The organism is Vreelandella subterranea, from assembly GCF_900111305.1.
Classification (GTDB): Bacteria; Pseudomonadota; Gammaproteobacteria; order Pseudomonadales; family Halomonadaceae; genus Vreelandella; species Vreelandella subterranea.
In genome coordinates, this window is sequence record NZ_FOGS01000005.1 from 120,374 (window position 1) to 136,876 (window position 16,503).

Here is a 16,503-nt window from a genome sequence, read left to right on the forward strand (position 1 = left end):
TGGTTTACTGTGCAGTGGCGCGAAGGTGGTAATCATTATTGAGTCGGTAAAGTCCCGCTTCTTCGTCGTTATCAACGTACCAAAGCAGGTCTTCCGGTTGTTTCATGCGGTGGGGGCTGACCCATTCACCGATGGAGTAGAGGCTTTCGACAAAGCGAAACTTAGTTTTGGTATCCCGGGCGTTGGCCACTTCTCCAGGATTAAAAAGATCGGAAATAGCGCCATAGCCCACCGGAATCGGTACTAACCAGCCACGATAGGGGCGCTGTGCCTGCCAAACGGGCTTCTCGTTGGATTCACCTTCATTTTCCAGAGTGGAATAGTGATTGAGCCGAGAAAGGTCTAGCCATGCATCCAGCAAACTGGCTTCCGGGTTTTGCTGTTGCAGCGTTTGCAGGTGCTCGGTGAGATAGTCATCGCGCAGAGTTAACGCAAAGCCCGGCAACCAGCGCCGTTTTAGGCGCGCGAACTGCTTTTGCCGCTCTTCTTCATCGTCATCAAACGTGACCCATTGCGGGCGTTGCTTGTGGCTTGGCACGGCGCGGTTAGGGATAACGCTGCCACTGGCAATACGCATGCCCGATACAATTTCACCAATTTGATAGGCAATATCCTCATGCTCACTTTCTGTAGCAGCACTATCAATTGAGAAGATCAGGGTGATATCAAGATGGACGCGCCCTTCTTCTACAATCGCGGCCGTGCCGCCGGTTTTATCCACCGGATTACGGGTTAGGTGAAAACCACGAATGTAGCCGCCTTCGGTGGCCTGGGCTTCAAAGTCGTGGCAAATAACGCCGACGTTACTAAGCGACACATTGATACCTGCCGAAAAGAGCTTGCGTTCCAGGGCGTGCATCAAGCCCACAAAAGCACTCATGGCAGGAAAGCCCCAGGTCATTGGGCTGGAAATGGCGTTGGCGTTTTGCACTCGCAGGCGCGGCAAGACTAGGAGGTTTTTCACTTCACTCATCGTCATCACCTCCTGGCAGGTTGTGTAAATCTTCCATTAGGCTTTCCATCCATTGACGGTCACGACCCTGCAGGCGTTGATGGGTAGCATCTTTCGCCAGTGTTTTCTGCCAGTGACGAAATTCCACATCGCCTAATGGGAGTTTTTCACCCAACGCTGCGTTGAGCCAATTAGCAAAACGGTGGCGAATGTCATCAGCCCACTCCTCTCTGTTGCGCGCCTCACGAAAAGCAGCGTCTTCCTCGGCACGGCCAGGATCTAGCCAGAAGGCTTCTTCGGCGACCAGTTCACATTTTTCATCGTCGCTCCAACCCGCAGGTAGGCTATGCATCTGCATGGCAAACAGCGCTAGCTCGTCCATCAGCATGGCCGTGTAGTCATCGCGCAGATCTCGGGTATGCATATCCGTGGAGGGGTTGGTCTCCAGAAAGTGCTTGAGGTCTTTAACCAGGGAGCGCACTTCTGAGCGGCTGCCAAATACCCCAGGATGAGAAAACACAGAGGCGACTTTTAGTGGCGGGCGAATATCACGTACATTCCAACTAGGCGGAAGCGATGCCAACAAGTAGTTGTTACCGCCCCGCTCGCTATTAAGCTGCGAGATATTTTGCGGCTTGGTGCCGCCCATTTTCTGTACAGCTAAATTGGGGTAGCTATGCAAGGATTGCTCGGCGTATTTACCTTCCCGCTTGGCTTTGCGTGAGCCTTTGGCCTCTTCGCTAAAGCGGTCATGGTTAATGGTTTGAAATACACGATGGGCCAACGAGGTGGCATAGAGCGGGGCTAGCAAACGGAAGTTATCGGCGTCATTTTCTAGCTCTGCGGCATCATCACCCACCAGCCAGTAGAGCTGTTTGCCGCGGGTATGTGAGGCGTGCTCGCCACGCGGTTCGGTAATCGCCGCAAAGGCATTGATCCACGCCTGGGCTTGTTCGGGGTTATCACTTAACGCTTTGGCAAACTCGCTATCGTTTTCTAGAGCACGCTCAAGCAGCGATTTTCCTTCGAACTGTAGCTTCAAGAACTTATAAACATCTAAGGCTGCGGCGTTCCCAACGACATCACCCGCAAAATCAGCGGGTAACACATGACTACCCACTAAGTTGTGAGCATGTAGCGATTCGGGTGGGGCGTAAAGATTGGAGCCTTTGGCATCGGGATGGATAGGTTTTAGCGAGTGGGTGACGACTTGTAGTTGACCAACGCGCCTTGCCGCATCGTTGACCCAGGTATCGAATTGGAACTGCTCAACCAGTGCTTGGTATTTCGGGTCATCGGGAGCTAGCTTTTCCGCTTTGGTGTCGAAGCGCTCTTTCAGGAAGGCTTCGATCCCAGAGCGAATTTCTGCTGCTCTGCTATTATTTGCCATACGTTTTCCTTTTGGTTATTTCACCCTGCTGGCATAGAAATGATGATAAATCACAGCGATCACACCTTCAGTATTCTTTGGTCTGAAGAAGACCAACAATTTGTAGGCTTATGCTCACAATTTCCAAGTCTCTCTTGGCTTGCTAATGACAGCGCTGAAGCCCTTGCTGGCATACAAGCCCTGGTTTGCGAAACGCTCGCGGATATTAACCAGCAGGCTTAATTTCATTTTCCCCGCCAAAATCCCAACACTGGGTGATACCCCCATCGCTGATTTCTAGCCGAGGCCGTGACCGTCCCAAAGGTTCGGGCGGCGCGATCAAGGGAGATATCCAGGTCTTCGGCCAAGTCAGCCAGAGCGGTTAAGTAGTCGCTTGCGCCCCAGGGTTGAATCCGCTCGCCCTGCTCTTTTGCCAGGTCTACTCGCACCAGCAGGCTCTCCTCCACCGGTACATAGAGCTTTTCGCCTCGCCTTGCGCCATCGTCTACGCGGTGTAGCGTCCATGTTTCTCCGCCCTCATCAGGTATCAGTGCGAGGGTTATTTCAGGTTCGAGTTGCTGGCGAAAGGGATCTCGCTGAATCAATACACCGGTTAAGTGCACCTGCGGTACCGCATACCAACTGTAAGCTCCAAGTGGTGGCGGCTTGGGCTGCTTGCCAAGCCTGATCTCTTTTTTAGTTAACGGTTCGGCGGGCTGCTCGATCATCAGTTGGTGCAACCGCTCATGCTCCAGATCGACGAGACTTTCTTTAGCGTGCAGCGCTTCCCGCGCCAGCACGCGGGGGCGTGCATCAATCACCTTGTACTCATCTTCCGTTAATAGCTCACTAAGGAAGTGACTACTTAGCCGCCAATTGATATCTGTTTCAAAACCAGGTTTGTGGAATGCAGGCTTTCCCGACTGCTCAAAATGTTTGAGGTTGGTATCGAGCAGTAAAATATTAGGCGATTCACACGCCTGCTCACGGTGGCGGCGCACCCGGCCCGCTAGCTGAATGATCGAGCGCATCGAGGAGGGCTCAACAATAGCCCAGTCGTAATCGTGGTCGCGGCCGACTTCGGTGACCGGCGAGCCCAACACAATAAACAGGTGGTCACGTTCTTCGCTGCTATCGAGCAGGCGGCGGATATCGGGCTGCTGAAACACTCGTTCAGGCTCGGCCCGTTGCAGCGTTCTGTCTAACCGGCGCTCAATCTCCGAGCGCATCACCAACGGGTGACGGGAGTGATAAACACAGAGGTGAATGCGCACACCGTCAGGGGCGCCCTGCTGGAATAGTGCTCTGGCCACATCCACCAAGGGGTCGATATTGGCCATGCGAATCAAGCCAAAGCTGACGCGTTTGCTGGTGTGAGGGTCAACGGAGTGGTGCTGCTGGTGAAGCGCCAGCGCGTGCTCGCGTAACAGCGCTGCAACCGCGGGCCTGATCTCTTCTGGGCGTTTGCCCAGCGGTGGCAATGCTAAAATCTCGCCACGGCGGCGCACCGGGCTAGACGATAGGCGCTCTAACCGACGCTTGGCAAAAGCGTAATGCGCGGCCTTGAAGGTCTCGCTGCTGGAGCAGCTTTCATGCTGGCGGTCGTGCTCATCGAACCAGGCGCAGCAGATATCCACCGCCAAGCCCGGCTCGCCGCGGTGACGCTGAAAGGCCTCACGACCGCTGCGATAGGCTTCATACAAACCTTCGACCAATGCGGGCGGCAAGGTCGCCGATGACAGCAGCACCCGCGATCCCAACAGCCCCGCCCAATTTACTAATCGAGTCAGCGCGGGCAGGTCGTTGATGTCGAAATCGTCGATTTCGTCAAGCACCAAGTCGCTGCTCATCAGGCGCAGCATGGGCACGATCTGCCGCCCGCCGCGCGTGCTTTCCGTGGCGGGCACCAGGTGGTCAACGGTACATACCAAAATGGGCGCGGCAATCAGAGCACGGGTGCCCGGTTCATTATTAAGGCGGCGCAGCACCGGGTGGCTATCAAAGTTGCCGTCAAACACCACGTGGGCGTCTTCTTCGATCAGCGCCTGTTGAGACACCGAGCCGCTGGCTTCGGCTTCTTGTTCGTAGTGTTCAAACAGGGTTTTATTGGCGCTGCCACCTACCCGCACGGCGAGTTCATCTTCACCCAAATGCAGACGGTCACGAAGGGCTTGGCCGGTTTGCAGCGTTAACGTGCGCAGCCCAAGCGCAATGCTGAAGCGAGCGCCCTGCTGAGGATCGGCCAGCGCGTACATGATGCGTCCATTGGCCAACGTTTTACCGCAGCCGGTGGAGGCCATATTGATGCCAAAAAAGCCCTGGCGTTGGCTGCGCTCCCTCAACGACTGGGCCAGATCAAAGGCTTTATCCTGCCAGCGAAAACGTGAATGACTGCTGCGTTTACGAAAGCCTTTATGGCGCGCTAAACGGGGCAGGTGGCTATCGACACTGGGCAGCGCACGGGCGACCGCGGCGGCGTGTTTCTCAACACCCAGAATATGCTCATCCAACGGCTGGTTGGGCTTGCCGGTTTTGCGCATGGTATTGGCGGTCAACGGATAATTTGGTTCGCCCCGCACGCGATGTTGAAGGTCTTCCAGACTTGAGTAGTGGTGGTCGGCCAGCATTAGGCTAAGCCGGGCTAAATGCATGACGTAGCGGCTTTCCAGCAAGTGACCACCATTATTCTGCAGCCGCGCCTGTAGCCGGGTGGCAAGTTTGTTGGCACGTTCGCGCCAGCGGGGTGTGCTGACCGGCAAGCCCTTACTGAACTGCCAGTACGGCGCTATACGTTTAGGGTCTTGGGTCTCGGGAATCTCGTTCCATTCGGCATGGATAGAAGCAAACAGTCCGCCCAGCTGCTCCGCCTGTAGTGGCGCCTTTCCTCTGCCCCAGCGTCTTTCCGTCTCGCCGTCTTGTTCCGGCGGTTTTAACGGTAGCCGGTGGTGGCTAAGCACCAGCCAACCCAGCGCGGCAGCTAGCGGTGGCAAACGACTAAATACCGCCGATGTAGAGGCATCCAGTCCATCACGCTCCAACCCCTCCAGCCAGTCCTGCTCTTGATAGTCGCCGTCGGCCAGGCGCGCCAGCCAGGTAGCGTCGTCGTCACTGCCTACAAATGCTTGGAACAGGCGTAGCGATATCCACTCATGGCGGTATAAGTTGCGGCCTTCCAGTTTGCCTTTAAGCCGCTGCTGGAAGGCGTCGCAGGCTTTGCCCAGGTCGTGCAGTAACGCGGCCAGCGCGGTGAGAAGAAGAATATCTTCACCGTTGTGCCAGTCGTTTTCATCCTGGCGGCGCAGGATATCTCGGGCGGTGGTATTGGTCGGTACTGCACCATTGAGATTGAACTGAGCGGCATCCCCCACCACCCACATCAATTCACTATGGTCGTGGCCACGAATCCAGTGGCAGGCAACGGCGGTATTCTTGCGGGCGGTTTTGCGCAGCAACTTACGCAACGTCTCCAGCCCTGCCTGGGTGATCGGCGTTTGCCATGTGCGGTCGCCCCGGCGCTCGGCAAACTGATCAAGAACGCGCCGGGTTTGTTTGAGGGCGTTCTTGTTGCACTGGGAAATTAGCAGCACGTTCATACGTCGCCGCTCCCCAGCTCCTGGGCAACTTCCTTGAGCGTATCGATCATAAAATCGAGGGATTCGGTGCGCGTTAAGCGCTCAATACAGGCTTGGCGAAACTCCTGCTCTTCATCGCCGCGCATGGCGGAAATAAACGCCTGGGGCAGAATCACCGCGTCTTTCACTAAGTCCGCCACATCAAAGACCAAGCCGCCCCGGCGGGTTTTACCGTGGAGTACCGCCAGCCCATGGGGAATGCCCAGCACCCAGGTAGCGGTCGCCGCCAGGCCGTAGGCTAAATAATTACCGTGATCAAGAAAGCGGTTGGCAGGGTCGGTGCCTGCCCCCCGCTTGGCGCGGGTGAAGTCACCGTAATCAACGGCATTCACCGCCAGCTTGAACAGCGTTTTGGTTAAACGCGCTTCCAACGTCAGTAGATCGACGGTGCTGGGGGCTTGCTTGATCGCTTCGCGGTGATGGGCAAGCGCGCTATGCAGGTGATCGGTGGAAATACTGAAGCCTGCGTCTTTCATCACCCGGCTTGTCCACAGGGCTTCGATGCGGGCAAGGCGGGCTTGCTGGAACGCGCGGGCGGCATCCAGGCGTTTTACATCGTCAAACCAGAAGCGCACCCAGTATTGCAGGTACTCCGTGGGTCGGTATTCGCTTTGCGGGGTCAACCAGGCAACGTCCACGTCCACCTCATTGGCAGCAAACAGCGGCGTGCCACCGCCGCCGCAAAAGCCCACTAACACACCGGCTTTGGCAAGCTCGCGCATCGCCGCCTGGGTAATCGAGGTGCCGGTGCCAAGCAGTATCGAGGTGGTGTTGGCGATGGGGATATTCCAGTAGCGGGATTTACTGCCCTCATCGGTGACGTACTCCACTCGACCACCGTTTACCAACACCCGGCAGTGCTGCAGGTAATAGAGGTTAGCGCGCTTGGAATGAAGAATGGTTTTTAGGTCACTGGGCGAAAAGTCATCCATGCGGCGCTCCTGATGGTCGTTTCATTTATCTAATCATTCTTTATAACGAAACACCATTGACCTTCGTCATACATCGCCAACACTGAACCCACTCTCGCCTGACTTGCAGGGATCGCGGCATGATTAGCGTTGCCCTGCGCCGCTGAGCGAGTAGAATAATTGGCAAATTTATTGGCATCGCCAATTGTTATGTTATAACCTATTTTGTCATTCACGAGGTCGGTTTAATGAGTGAGCATTCGCATCGCCATAACAAGGAAGGCCCTTGCCATTTTTCGCTGATGTCGCTGTCAGCGTTGCGGCGGCTGCTGTCGGTCTCGGTACCCTTGCTGGTGCTGTGGTTAATGGTGTGGTGGGCTAACGGGTGGGCGTCATGAGTCAGCGTTCACTATCACGCCTGCAGTTGCACAACCTGCATTTGGCCCAGGGGCACCGTACGGTACTCGAGCATGTGGAAGGCGACTTTCAGCCTGGGGCGATCACCGCCTTGATTGGCGCGAACGGGGCGGGCAAAAGCACGCTCATTCAAGCCATCATGGGCGAACTACGCCCGATGAGCGGCAAGGTGGTATGCACCGTGCCCAAGGAACGCCGGGCCTGGCTACCGCAGCAGTTGGCGTTGGACCTGACCTTCCCGATGAGCGTGGAAGAGCTGGTGATGACCGGCAGCTGGCCGAGCCATGGGGCTTTGAAAGGCTATTGCGCGGCGCACTACCGCAAGGGCCGCGAGATCATGGCGCGGCTGGGTATCTCGCACCTGGCGCACCGCCCGTTGGGTGAGCTTTCCGGCGGCCAGCGCCAGCGCGCCCTGATTGGCCGCACGCTGATGCAGGAAGCCGAGCTTTTGCTGCTCGACGAGCCGTTTGCCAACGTTGACAGCGAGACGGTGGATATCCTGATTCGCATCCTGCGCCAGATGGCTGACGACGGGGCCACCCTGATTCTGGTGCTGCACGATATGGATCACCTGCGCCGCCTGGCCGACGAGGTGTTGATGCTCAACGGCGGTCACGGCCGCTGGGTCTCGCCAAGCGCCTTGACGCATCAACACGCCCCGGCGGAAGTGGTGCCGTTTACGCTGGGAGGCCGTCATGCTGGCACTGCTTGATGCCTGGTTTATCGCGCCTTTCGATTACGGCTTCATGCGCCGTGCGGTGGTCGGCGGCCTGGCGCTGTCGTTGGCGGCTCCCACCCTGGGGGTATTCCTGGTGTTGCGCGGCATGAGCCTGATTGGCGACGCCATGGCCCATGCCATTCTGCCTGGGGTTGCGCTGGGCTTTTTGCTGGCGGGGTTTTCTCTGCCGGTAATGAGCATCGGCGGCGTGATGTTCGGCGTGATGGTGGCATTGCTTGCCGGGGCCGTTTCCAAGATGGGCGGCCAGCGCGAGGACGCCGCCATGGCGAGCTTTTTCATTATTTCATTGGCGGCAGGCGTGATGCTGATCTCGATCGGTGGTAGCAGCGTCGACCTGACCCATGTGCTGTTCGGTTCGATTCTGGCGATCAACTCCACCGCGCTGCTGCTGATCGCCGGGATGAGCACCTTGATTGTGCTGACCCTGGCGGTGATTTTCCGCGCCCTGGTGGTGGAATGCCTGGACCCGCTGTTTTTGCGCGGCCAGAGTCGACGCAGCGGCTGGGTGCACAGCGTGTTTTTGGGGCTGCTGGTGCTCAATCTTACCGCCGGGTTTCAAACCCTGGGAACGCTGATGGCAGTGGGCTTGATGATGCTGCCTGCTACCTCGGCGCGCTTCTGGAGCAAGCGCCTGGAGGGGTTGATCGGGATTGCCGTGGCGCTTGCGATGATTGCCAGCACCGGCGGGCTGTTGCTGTCGTTTCATCTCGATATTCCCTCAGGTCCCAGCATTATTCTGCTGGCCGGCAGTGGCTATCTGTTGTCTGCCCTGTTCGGCCGTTATCACAGCTTGGCGGCGAGGTGGCGGCGTAGAACGGCGCCGCTGCCAGCCGAGCCGAGCACTTGACGTTCGGGCGTGGCCCGCTGATTTTTCCACAGGAGTGATGACATGAGATTGCCCCCTTCCCGCTGGCTGGTTGGCGTATCGGCCCTGCTGGCGTTACCCGCCGCCATGGCGTCTGAACGTGTCCAGGTGGTCACCAGCTTTTCGATACTCACCGATATGGTCGAACAGGTCGGCGGCGAGCACGTCCAGGTGACCTCGCTGGTCGGCCCCGACGGTGATGCACATATGTATACCCCGAGCCCGGGGGACGCGCGGGCGCTGGCCGACGCCGACCTGGTGGTGTTCAACGGGCTGCTCTTCGAAGGCTGGATGGAGCGCTTGATCGACGCCAGCGATTACACCGGGGCGCTGGTGACGGCAACCGCAGGCATCGAGCCACTTGGCCGGTCAGGCCACGATGACCACGGGCATGACGACCATGGACACGACGATCACGGGCATGACGACCACGCCCACGATAACCATGGACACGACGATCACGGGCACGCTGATGAACACGTCCATGGCGACGATGACCCGCACGCCTGGCAGGACCTGGCACGCGCTGAAACCTATGTGGTGAATATCCGCGATGGCTTGATCGAAGCCGATGGCGACAATCGCGAGGCTTATCAGGCCAATGCCGAGCGCTATCTGGCCGAGATCCGAGCGGCGGATGAAGAAATCCGCACACTGATCGAAGAAATCCCTGGCTCTACCAGCGTGATTACCGGCCACGATTCGTTTGGCTATTTTGCCGATGCCTACGGCGTGCGTTTTCTATCCCCGGTGGGCCTGTCGACGGAAGCCGACCCCAGCGGCGCCAGCATGGCCGAGCTGATCGACGTCATTGAAGAAGAAAACGTCGAGGCGCTGTTCCACGAGAACATGACCAATCAGTCGGTGATTGATCAACTGGCGGAAGAAACCGGATTGAGCGTGGCAGGCACGCTATATGCGGATGCCCTGAGCAGCGAAGGCGAAGCAAGTACTTACTTAGGCATGATGCGTCACAATGCCAGAACGTTGCACGATGCGTTAGCCGAGCCGGGACACGAAGATCATGGTCATGATGATCACGGTCATTCTCACGACCACGACCACGGCGCGCATGACCACTGATCGGAGCAACTCAGCCCACTCGGCTCAGGCGTTGGTTGCCTTGAGCAGCCACGCTCGGAAACACGCCATGGCGTGGGTTTCGGGGCGTGTCTGCAGGCGAGTCAGCCAGTAACCTCCCAAACTGACAGCGGTGTTGAAAGGCTGTACCAACGCGCCGCTGCTCAGTTGGCGGGGGAACATCAGGGGTGGCGCCAGCGCCACTCCCGCGCCTTGCAAGGCGGCCTCCACCATGGCGATGGATGAGTCGAAAACGATGCTTTTCGACATGGGATAGCTGCTGGGCAACCCCGCCGCCAGTAGCCATTCAGTCCATTCATCAGCGCGGTAGGAGCGTAGCCAGGTCTCGCCCAGCACATCCGCAGGGGTGGTAAGCCGGGCAGCGATCTCTGGCGTGCACATTACCGACAGTGACGCCGGTAGCAAGGGCTGTGCGGCGGTACCGTGCCATGCCCCGCTACCAAAGCGGATCGCAAAGTCGAGGCCCTCGGCGGCCAGCTCGGCGCGATTGTTATGGGTGGAAAGGCGCAGGTCGATAAACGGGTACTGTTGCCGAAAGTCATCCAGACGTGGCAATAGCCAGCCGACGGCAAAGGTCCCCACCACGCCCACATGCAACACTTCCCGATAACCGCGCTCGCCTATCCGGTCCAGGGTATGCGCCATCTGGTCAAAGGCGCCATTCAGCACCGGCAACAAGCGCTCGCCCTCTTGCGTCAACATCAGCCCGCGGGGCAGGCGTTTAAATAGCGGTACCTTCAACTGGCTTTCGAGCAGTTTGACCTGGTGGCTAACGGCCGCCTGAGTAACGCATAGCTCATCCGCTGCCCGGGTAAAGCTCAAATGCCTCGCCGACGCCTCGAAGGCACGCAACGCGTTTAACGGCAGATAGGAACGCGCCATCCAGCCCCCTAATTTTTCTAATGGCTTGGGCAAAATATCGCTGTTTGTGGCCCTCACCTTCCCACCCTATATTAGCGACTGTCAGGCACGTATCGGCTGGCGACAACACCCGGCCACCTGACACTCTCCTTCTTTCACGACCGCAACAGGATCCATGTATGCGCAGGATGTTAGCAGCAAAAACCGGCTTTATCATGACAGGTGCTCTGCTTTTCGCCAGCACTGCCTGGGCGCTTGAAGACGCTGACGAGGCACACATCGAGGCGCTGGTAAACGATACGATCGCTCCGCTCATGGCCGAGCAGCGCATTCCAGGGATGTCCGTTGCGCTTAGCATCAATGGTCAGCCGTATTACTTTAATTATGGCGTTGCCGATCTGGAAGCAAAAACTCCGGTCACCCAGGAGACGCTGTTCGAACTTGGCTCCATCAGCAAGGTTTTCACCGCTACGCTGGCGGCTTACGCGGCCTCCCGCGGCGACCTGTCGCTGTCTGATTCAGCCAGTCAGCACCTATCGGCCCTTGAAGGCAGCGCCTTCGATGAGATCACCCTGCTGGAACTGGGCACCTACACGGCAGGCGAGCTTCCTCTGCAATTCCCGGAAGCCGTGCAAGATGAAGCGGCGATGGTGGACTATTATCGCCAGTGGCAGCCTGAGTCACCGCCCGGCAGCCATCGACTCTACTCCAACCCGAGCATGGGCCTGTTCGGTTATCTCGCAGCGCAAAGCCTTGGCAAGCGGTTCGAGACGCTGATGCAAGAAGACCTGTTGGCACCGCTGGGCCTTGAGAACAGCTACTACCAGGTGCCCGAAGCGCAACAGCCGCATTACGCCTACGGTTACTCTCAAGATGACGAACCGATCAGGGTGAACCCGGGCGTGCTGGACGCCCAAGCCTACGGCTTGAAATCAACCGCGGCAGACGTGCTGACGTTTGTGGAGGCGAATATGGACGCTACCGGGCTTGATGGATCGCTCGGCCAGGCCATGGCGACTACGCGCGCGGATTACTTTGACGTCGGCAACATGACCCAGGGGCTTGGCTGGGAAAGCTACGCCTATCCGATCGCCCTTGATGCGCTTGTCCAGGGCAACTCGCTTGAGATGATCCTCAACGCCAACCCTGTCAGCCGCTTGAGCCCACCGCAGGCCCCCAGGCAGCAGGCGCTCTACAACAAGACGGGCTCTACCAATGGCTTTGGCGGCTATGTGGCCTTTGTGCCCAGCGAGCAGATCGGTATCGTGATGCTAGCCAACCGCAATTACCCCAATCAGGCACGCATCGAGGCGGCTCATCGACTCCTGACCGCGCTGACTGACGGACGCTGAGTGCAGGATTGGCATCAGCGAAAGTTGCATTTTTCGCTGTCGATAAGGAGACTAGCACCACTTCCTTTGCCTGCAAGAGTCAGCCCCATGCGTTTAAACGCCGACTTTACCCGCTTTGCCTGTGTGACACCGGAAGATTACCGCTGGGTGGCCTCGCCCAGCGCTGGCGTCGAACGGATGATGCTCGACCGCATTGGCGACGAAGTCGCCCGCGCCACCAGCCTCGTACGCTACGCCCCCAACACCCAGTTCGACCCGCATACCCACGGGGGCGGTGAAGAAATTTTAGTGCTGGAAGGCGTGTTCGCCGACGAGTATGGCCGTTATGCCGCCGGCAGCTACTTGAGAAACCCCATCGGTACCGGCCATACGCCGAAAATTGGCGATGAAGGGGCCTTGATACTGGTCAAGTTGCACCAGTTCGACCAAAACGATGAGTTGCAGCTTGCCGTCCCGGCCCACCGCCTGCCCTGGCAGCCGGACCGTCGCCCCGGCATCAGCTACAAGATGCTGCATACCTTTAAACAGGAGCGGGTCAGCCTGGAACACTGGGAAGCTGGCCAGGCCATTGAGTATCCGGTGCTGACCGGCGGGCTTGAGCTATTCGTGCTGGAGGGCGCCTTGAGCGATGGCGACCGGGAATACACCGCGGGTAGCTGGTGCCGCTACCCCAGCGGCATGGCCCTGACCCTCACAGCCGGAAAGAACGGTGTGCAGATGTATCTCAAACGCGGCCACCTACCGCCTGTCCAGGAAACTTCAGCCTAGTGCCAGAAAGGGCAACAGCGTCAACGCTACCAGCAATACAATGGCGACGCCCACCAGCGTGAGCTGCACGGGGTGGGCACTAAAACGCTGCCATAAGGTGGGCGCATCGCCCCGTGCGAGCGCCTCCCGATGCTCTTGCCTGGCCCGCGCCTGGCGCTCGGCCTGATACTCCGCCAGCAGCGCATTGGCATCCTCTAGCTGGCTCAAGTCGCGCAGCCAGATGGCATCCACGCCCAGCCGGAAGAAGCCAGCCTGCGTCTCGTAGGTATCCAGACCGTGGGCATCGAGCAACTGGCGGACCTCCATCGCCTCTTCGTCGGTCACATGGCGCAGGCGGAACAGCAAATGCGCCATGCTAATCGCCCTTGTTGGCCATCAGATCCGCCTGAATCACTTCAATCCAGTAGCCATCCGGGTCTTTGACAAAAATCACGTCTTGCATCTTGCCCTGATCGGCACGCTTGACGAAGGTGACGTCGTGCTCGTCAAACCACGCCTGGGCCGCCGCCAGGTCGGGCACGCTAAAGCAGATATGACCAAAGCCCTGGGGCTCGGCGTTGCCATCGTGGTAGGCAAAGCCGTCCTGATTTTCCGTGCCCCAGTTGTGGGTCAGCTCCAGCAGCCCCTTTTGACTGAACGTCCAGGCGGTTCTTGCCTGCGTCTCTTCGGGCACTTGGTCAGCGTCTTCCAGGTTAGCCAGGAAGTAGAGGGAAAATTGCATTTCTTCAAAATCAAGCCGACGCATCACCTGCATACCAAACACCTGTGAATAAAACGCCAGCGCACGCTCGGGATCCTTGACCCGCAGCATGGTGTGGTTCAAACGAAATCCCTGGGTCTGCTTGGGTGCCGGAGCAACCCCTGGATGCTGCTCACCTTGAAACGACATGCACTATCTCCTTTGACGTATCGGTTACTTTGTACAAGGCTGTAAAATCCTTGCTGCCAGTCTTTAGGAACCGTCTGTACCCGCAGCCTTTAATGACAGTCTTTAAAAACGGTCTTTAAAAACAGTCTTTCACCACCATCGTGACTCGCTCTCATGGTTCACCAGGATGATCGGTGTCTATGGTTTCATCATGAGGGCAGTCTGACAAAATACCAGCCCTTGCGCTAAGGAGGCCTTATGGCCCGCGATCTCAATGTGCTGGGTGAACCGCTCACCCCGTGCTGCCATGACCCCAAAACCGGCTTTTACCGCGATGGATTCTGTCGCGTGGGGGCGGATGATGTGGGCGTTCACTCTGTGTGCGCCATGCTGACGGAGGAATTTCTGGCCTTTTCGCTGGCACAGGGCAACGACCTGGTAACGCCACGGCCTGAATTTGGCTTTCCTGGCCTGCAGCCCGGCGACCGTTGGTGCCTGTGCGCGTCACGCTGGCTGGAAGCCGCCGAGGTAGGCCTGGCGCCGCCCGTGGTCTTGTCCGGAACTAATCAGAAGACCCTCGACATCATCGGCCTGGACACCTTGCGCCGGCACGCTCTGGATGCCGTGCATTGAGGAGGCTGTGCCTTGGATATTCTGTGCAAACATTCTACACTCCCATTATAAACTTTATACACCCATCCGCTGATCCCCACTTGACGGGTATCCCACAGGAGTAGGTCATGGCCTCGATTGATACGACCCTTGGCGATCACATTACCTTGAAGCAGCTTTCCCAGGCGCTCCGCAACGGCTTCTCGCCAATTGTGGAGGTTGAATCAATGGACGGCATCTATAAAGTGCGCTTTCACCATGCCAATGGGGTTTCCGATTTATCCAATGCCCAGGGGCACGTCAGCACCTTTCTGGGTACTGGTGAGATCCGCGATACCCTGGGTGAATTGGGCTTGACCCATGGCGTGCTTACCTTTGCCGATCAATGCGGCGACGAAATGATCGGTGTGGCGGGGAAAGCCATGACGCCTGATGAAATGCTCACCTACGGAACGCGCATCTCGTTTCGTTAAACGAGCCTTTCCAGGGCTTTACAGACCCGTCCAAGCCACGGATAGTAGGCGCACGACAGGGGCGCTCGTCACCGAACGGGCTGAGAAGCACCCTTATAACCTGAACCGGCTAATACCGGCGTAGGGAGTCGTGGTGCCCCGTCACCACCTCCCTGCCGGGAGGATTTCATGACCATCCCCAACTTTGGCGACAGCTTGACGGCGCTGCGCGACACCACCCCGCTTATTCACTGCATCACCAACTATGTCGCGATGAACAGCACCGCCAACGTGCTGCTGGCTACCGGGGCGTCACCTGCCATGCTGCATGCCACCCAGGAGGTTGCTGAATTCACCGGGCTGGCCGATGCGCTGTCGATCAACATCGGGACGCTTTCATCGCCCTGGGCGGAGGCCATGCTGCTTGCCGCGCGCACCGCTCGCGCGCACGACACGCCCTGGGTGCTGGACCCCGTCGCCGTGGGCGCGACCCGTTATCGCCAGGAAGTCTGCGCCGACCTTTTGGCCCTTCAGCCCAGCGTCATCCGTGGCAACGCCTCTGAAATCCTGGCCCTCGATGGGCTGGCCCACCAGGGCCGTGGGGTTGATGCCACTGCGTCCACCGACGATGCCATAACGGCCGCCATGGCGCTGGCCGAGCGGCAACAGTGTATCGTCGCCATGACCGGTGAACGGGATAGAGTCACCGACGGAAAAGCCTGCTACACGATCAGCGGCGGGCATCCTTTGATGCCCCGTGTCACGACCTTGGGGTGCGGGCTCAGCGCTCTGGTGGCCGCCTTTATCGCCGCCAACCCGGACGAGCCGCTGAGCGCCAGCAGTGCCGCCGTGGCGTGTTCTGCGGCAGCCGGAGAGCGTGCCGGGGAGACCGCCCAGGGGCCGGGCAGTTTTTACGTTGCCTTGCTGGACGCGCTTTATCAGCTCACGCCTGATGCGCTTAATCACTTCGCCCGGCGGGAGGTCCGCGATGCCCTTTGATCTGTCGCTTTATCTGGTCACCGACGCAACCCTGTGCCAGCGCCATGGTCTTGAGCGCACTGTCAGCGAGGCTGTCCGCGGTGGCGTCACCATGGTGCAGCTGCGCGACAAGCAAGCAAGCGATGCACAGATGATCGACCAGGCACGGCGCCTGAAAGCCTTGCTGGCCGGCAGCGGGGTAGCGTTGATCATCAACGACCGCCTTGAGGTGGCGCTTGCCAGTCAAGCCGACGGACTGCATGTCGGTCAGAGCGATACCACGGTGCGCCAGGCCCGAGTGGCGATGGGGCCAAAGGCCATATTGGGGCTCTCGATCAACACCGTGGAACAACTTCATGACGCACCTATCGATCAGCTTGACTACGTGGGCATCGGGCCGATCTTTGCCACCCCCAGCAAACAGGATCACGCCCAACCGATTGGTTTTGGCGGCCTTGCCTCCTTGATCAAGGATTGCCCGATTCCCAGCGTGGCCATTGGCGGGCTGAATGCCAGCCATGTGAATGCGATACGGCGGGCAGGCGCTGACGGGCTAGCGGTCATCTCGGCGATATGCGGACAGCCCGATCCCGAGGCAGCGGCTCGCGCCTTCCAGCGTTGACAGC

The 16,503-nt window shown here is 58.6% G+C and carries 17 protein-coding genes and 1 riboswitch; of the genes, 10 read left to right on the forward strand and 7 right to left on the reverse strand.

Annotated elements, in window-relative coordinates:
* Nucleotides 1-4: 4 nt before the first annotated feature.
* From csy2 to cas1f, 4 genes are all read right to left on the reverse strand, one after another.
* Nucleotides 5-973 (reverse strand): type I-F CRISPR-associated protein Csy2, encoded by a 969-nt coding sequence (gene csy2 / locus BMX75_RS08870; RefSeq protein ID WP_092827229.1) that lies wholly within the window; start codon nucleotides 971-973, stop codon nucleotides 5-7.
* Nucleotides 966-2,342, reverse strand: a complete 1,377-nt coding sequence (gene csy1 / locus BMX75_RS08875) for a type I-F CRISPR-associated protein Csy1 (RefSeq protein WP_092827231.1) — start codon at nucleotides 2,340-2,342, stop codon at nucleotides 966-968. The genes csy2 and csy1 overlap by 8 nt, the downstream gene beginning before the upstream one ends.
* A gap of 224 nt (nucleotides 2,343-2,566) precedes the next feature.
* Nucleotides 2,567-5,914 (reverse strand): type I-F CRISPR-associated helicase Cas3f, encoded by a 3,348-nt coding sequence (cas3f, locus tag BMX75_RS08885; protein WP_092827235.1) that lies wholly within the window; start codon nucleotides 5,912-5,914, stop codon nucleotides 2,567-2,569.
* Complete coding sequence (gene cas1f, locus BMX75_RS08890; protein ID WP_092827237.1) at nucleotides 5,911-6,885, reverse strand: type I-F CRISPR-associated endonuclease Cas1f; 975 nt, start codon at nucleotides 6,883-6,885, stop codon at nucleotides 5,911-5,913. Before cas1f ends, cas3f begins: the two co-directional genes overlap by 4 nt.
* Before the next feature lie 227 nt (nucleotides 6,886-7,112).
* Here cas1f and BMX75_RS18065 point away from each other — a divergent pair, with 227 nt between their 5' ends.
* Genes BMX75_RS18065 through BMX75_RS08905 form a run of 4 tightly spaced genes read left to right on the forward strand, consistent with a single transcriptional unit; the run spans nucleotide 7,113 to nucleotide 9,968 of the window.
* Nucleotides 7,113-7,262, forward strand: coding sequence for a hypothetical protein (locus BMX75_RS18065; RefSeq protein ID WP_175474716.1), 150 nt, complete (start codon nucleotides 7,113-7,115; stop codon nucleotides 7,260-7,262).
* Nucleotides 7,259-7,993 (forward strand): metal ABC transporter ATP-binding protein, encoded by a 735-nt coding sequence (locus BMX75_RS08895; protein WP_092827239.1) that lies wholly within the window; start codon nucleotides 7,259-7,261, stop codon nucleotides 7,991-7,993. The genes BMX75_RS18065 and BMX75_RS08895 overlap by 4 nt, the downstream gene beginning before the upstream one ends.
* Nucleotides 7,977-8,867: a metal ABC transporter permease gene (locus BMX75_RS08900; RefSeq protein ID WP_092827241.1), complete on the forward strand. Its 891-nt coding sequence runs from the start codon at nucleotides 7,977-7,979 to the stop codon at nucleotides 8,865-8,867. Before BMX75_RS08895 ends, BMX75_RS08900 begins: the two co-directional genes overlap by 17 nt.
* A 42-nt stretch (nucleotides 8,868-8,909) precedes the next feature.
* Nucleotides 8,910-9,968 (forward strand): metal ABC transporter solute-binding protein, Zn/Mn family, encoded by a 1,059-nt coding sequence (locus tag BMX75_RS08905; RefSeq protein WP_092827243.1) that lies wholly within the window; start codon nucleotides 8,910-8,912, stop codon nucleotides 9,966-9,968.
* Between the two features lie 24 nt (nucleotides 9,969-9,992).
* Here the strand turns inward: BMX75_RS08905 and BMX75_RS08910 are convergent, their stop codons facing one another.
* Nucleotides 9,993-10,868, reverse strand: a complete 876-nt coding sequence (locus tag BMX75_RS08910; RefSeq protein ID WP_092827245.1) for a LysR family transcriptional regulator — start codon at nucleotides 10,866-10,868, stop codon at nucleotides 9,993-9,995.
* 167 nt (nucleotides 10,869-11,035) lie between these two features.
* Between BMX75_RS08910 and ampC the strand changes: the two genes are divergently transcribed.
* Together ampC and BMX75_RS08920 are read left to right on the forward strand one after the other, a co-directional pair.
* Complete coding sequence (gene ampC, locus BMX75_RS08915; protein ID WP_422822067.1) at nucleotides 11,036-12,199, forward strand: class C beta-lactamase; 1,164 nt, start codon at nucleotides 11,036-11,038, stop codon at nucleotides 12,197-12,199.
* Nucleotides 12,200-12,286: 87 nt separating this feature from the next.
* On the forward strand, nucleotides 12,287-12,967 hold the full coding sequence (locus BMX75_RS08920) for a cupin domain-containing protein (protein ID WP_092827249.1): 681 nt from the start codon (nucleotides 12,287-12,289) through the stop codon (nucleotides 12,965-12,967).
* On the opposite strand, the gene BMX75_RS08925 is transcribed toward BMX75_RS08920, so the two are convergent.
* Complete coding sequence (locus BMX75_RS08925; protein ID WP_092827251.1) at nucleotides 12,959-13,321, reverse strand: DUF6164 family protein; 363 nt, start codon at nucleotides 13,319-13,321, stop codon at nucleotides 12,959-12,961. The two genes, BMX75_RS08920 and BMX75_RS08925, sit on opposite strands and share 9 nt — an antisense overlap.
* A gap of 1 nt (nucleotide 13,322) precedes the next feature.
* On the reverse strand, nucleotides 13,323-13,856 hold the full coding sequence (gene gloA / locus BMX75_RS08930; protein ID WP_092827253.1) for a lactoylglutathione lyase: 534 nt from the start codon (nucleotides 13,854-13,856) through the stop codon (nucleotides 13,323-13,325).
* Nucleotides 13,857-14,093: 237 nt separating this feature from the next.
* Here gloA and BMX75_RS08935 point away from each other — a divergent pair, with 237 nt between their 5' ends.
* The 4 genes from BMX75_RS08935 to thiE all read left to right on the forward strand — a co-directional run bounded on the left by BMX75_RS08935 (nucleotide 14,094) and on the right by thiE (nucleotide 16,499).
* A complete protein-coding gene (locus BMX75_RS08935; protein WP_092827255.1) occupies nucleotides 14,094-14,468 on the forward strand; it encodes a DUF2237 family protein in 375 nt (124 codons plus the stop codon).
* A gap of 107 nt (nucleotides 14,469-14,575) precedes the next feature.
* Complete coding sequence (locus BMX75_RS08940; RefSeq protein ID WP_092827257.1) at nucleotides 14,576-14,920, forward strand: hypothetical protein; 345 nt, start codon at nucleotides 14,576-14,578, stop codon at nucleotides 14,918-14,920.
* A gap of 47 nt (nucleotides 14,921-14,967) precedes the next feature.
* Nucleotides 14,968-15,064: riboswitch (TPP riboswitch) on the forward strand.
* A 24-nt stretch (nucleotides 15,065-15,088) separates the two neighbouring features.
* Nucleotides 15,089-15,898 (forward strand): hydroxyethylthiazole kinase, encoded by an 810-nt coding sequence (gene thiM, locus BMX75_RS08945; protein WP_092827259.1) that lies wholly within the window; start codon nucleotides 15,089-15,091, stop codon nucleotides 15,896-15,898.
* Entirely contained in the window at nucleotides 15,888-16,499 is a 612-nt protein-coding gene (gene thiE / locus BMX75_RS08950) for a thiamine phosphate synthase (protein WP_092827261.1), read from the forward strand. Before thiM ends, thiE begins: the two co-directional genes overlap by 11 nt.
* Nucleotides 16,500-16,503: the final 4 nt, after the last annotated feature.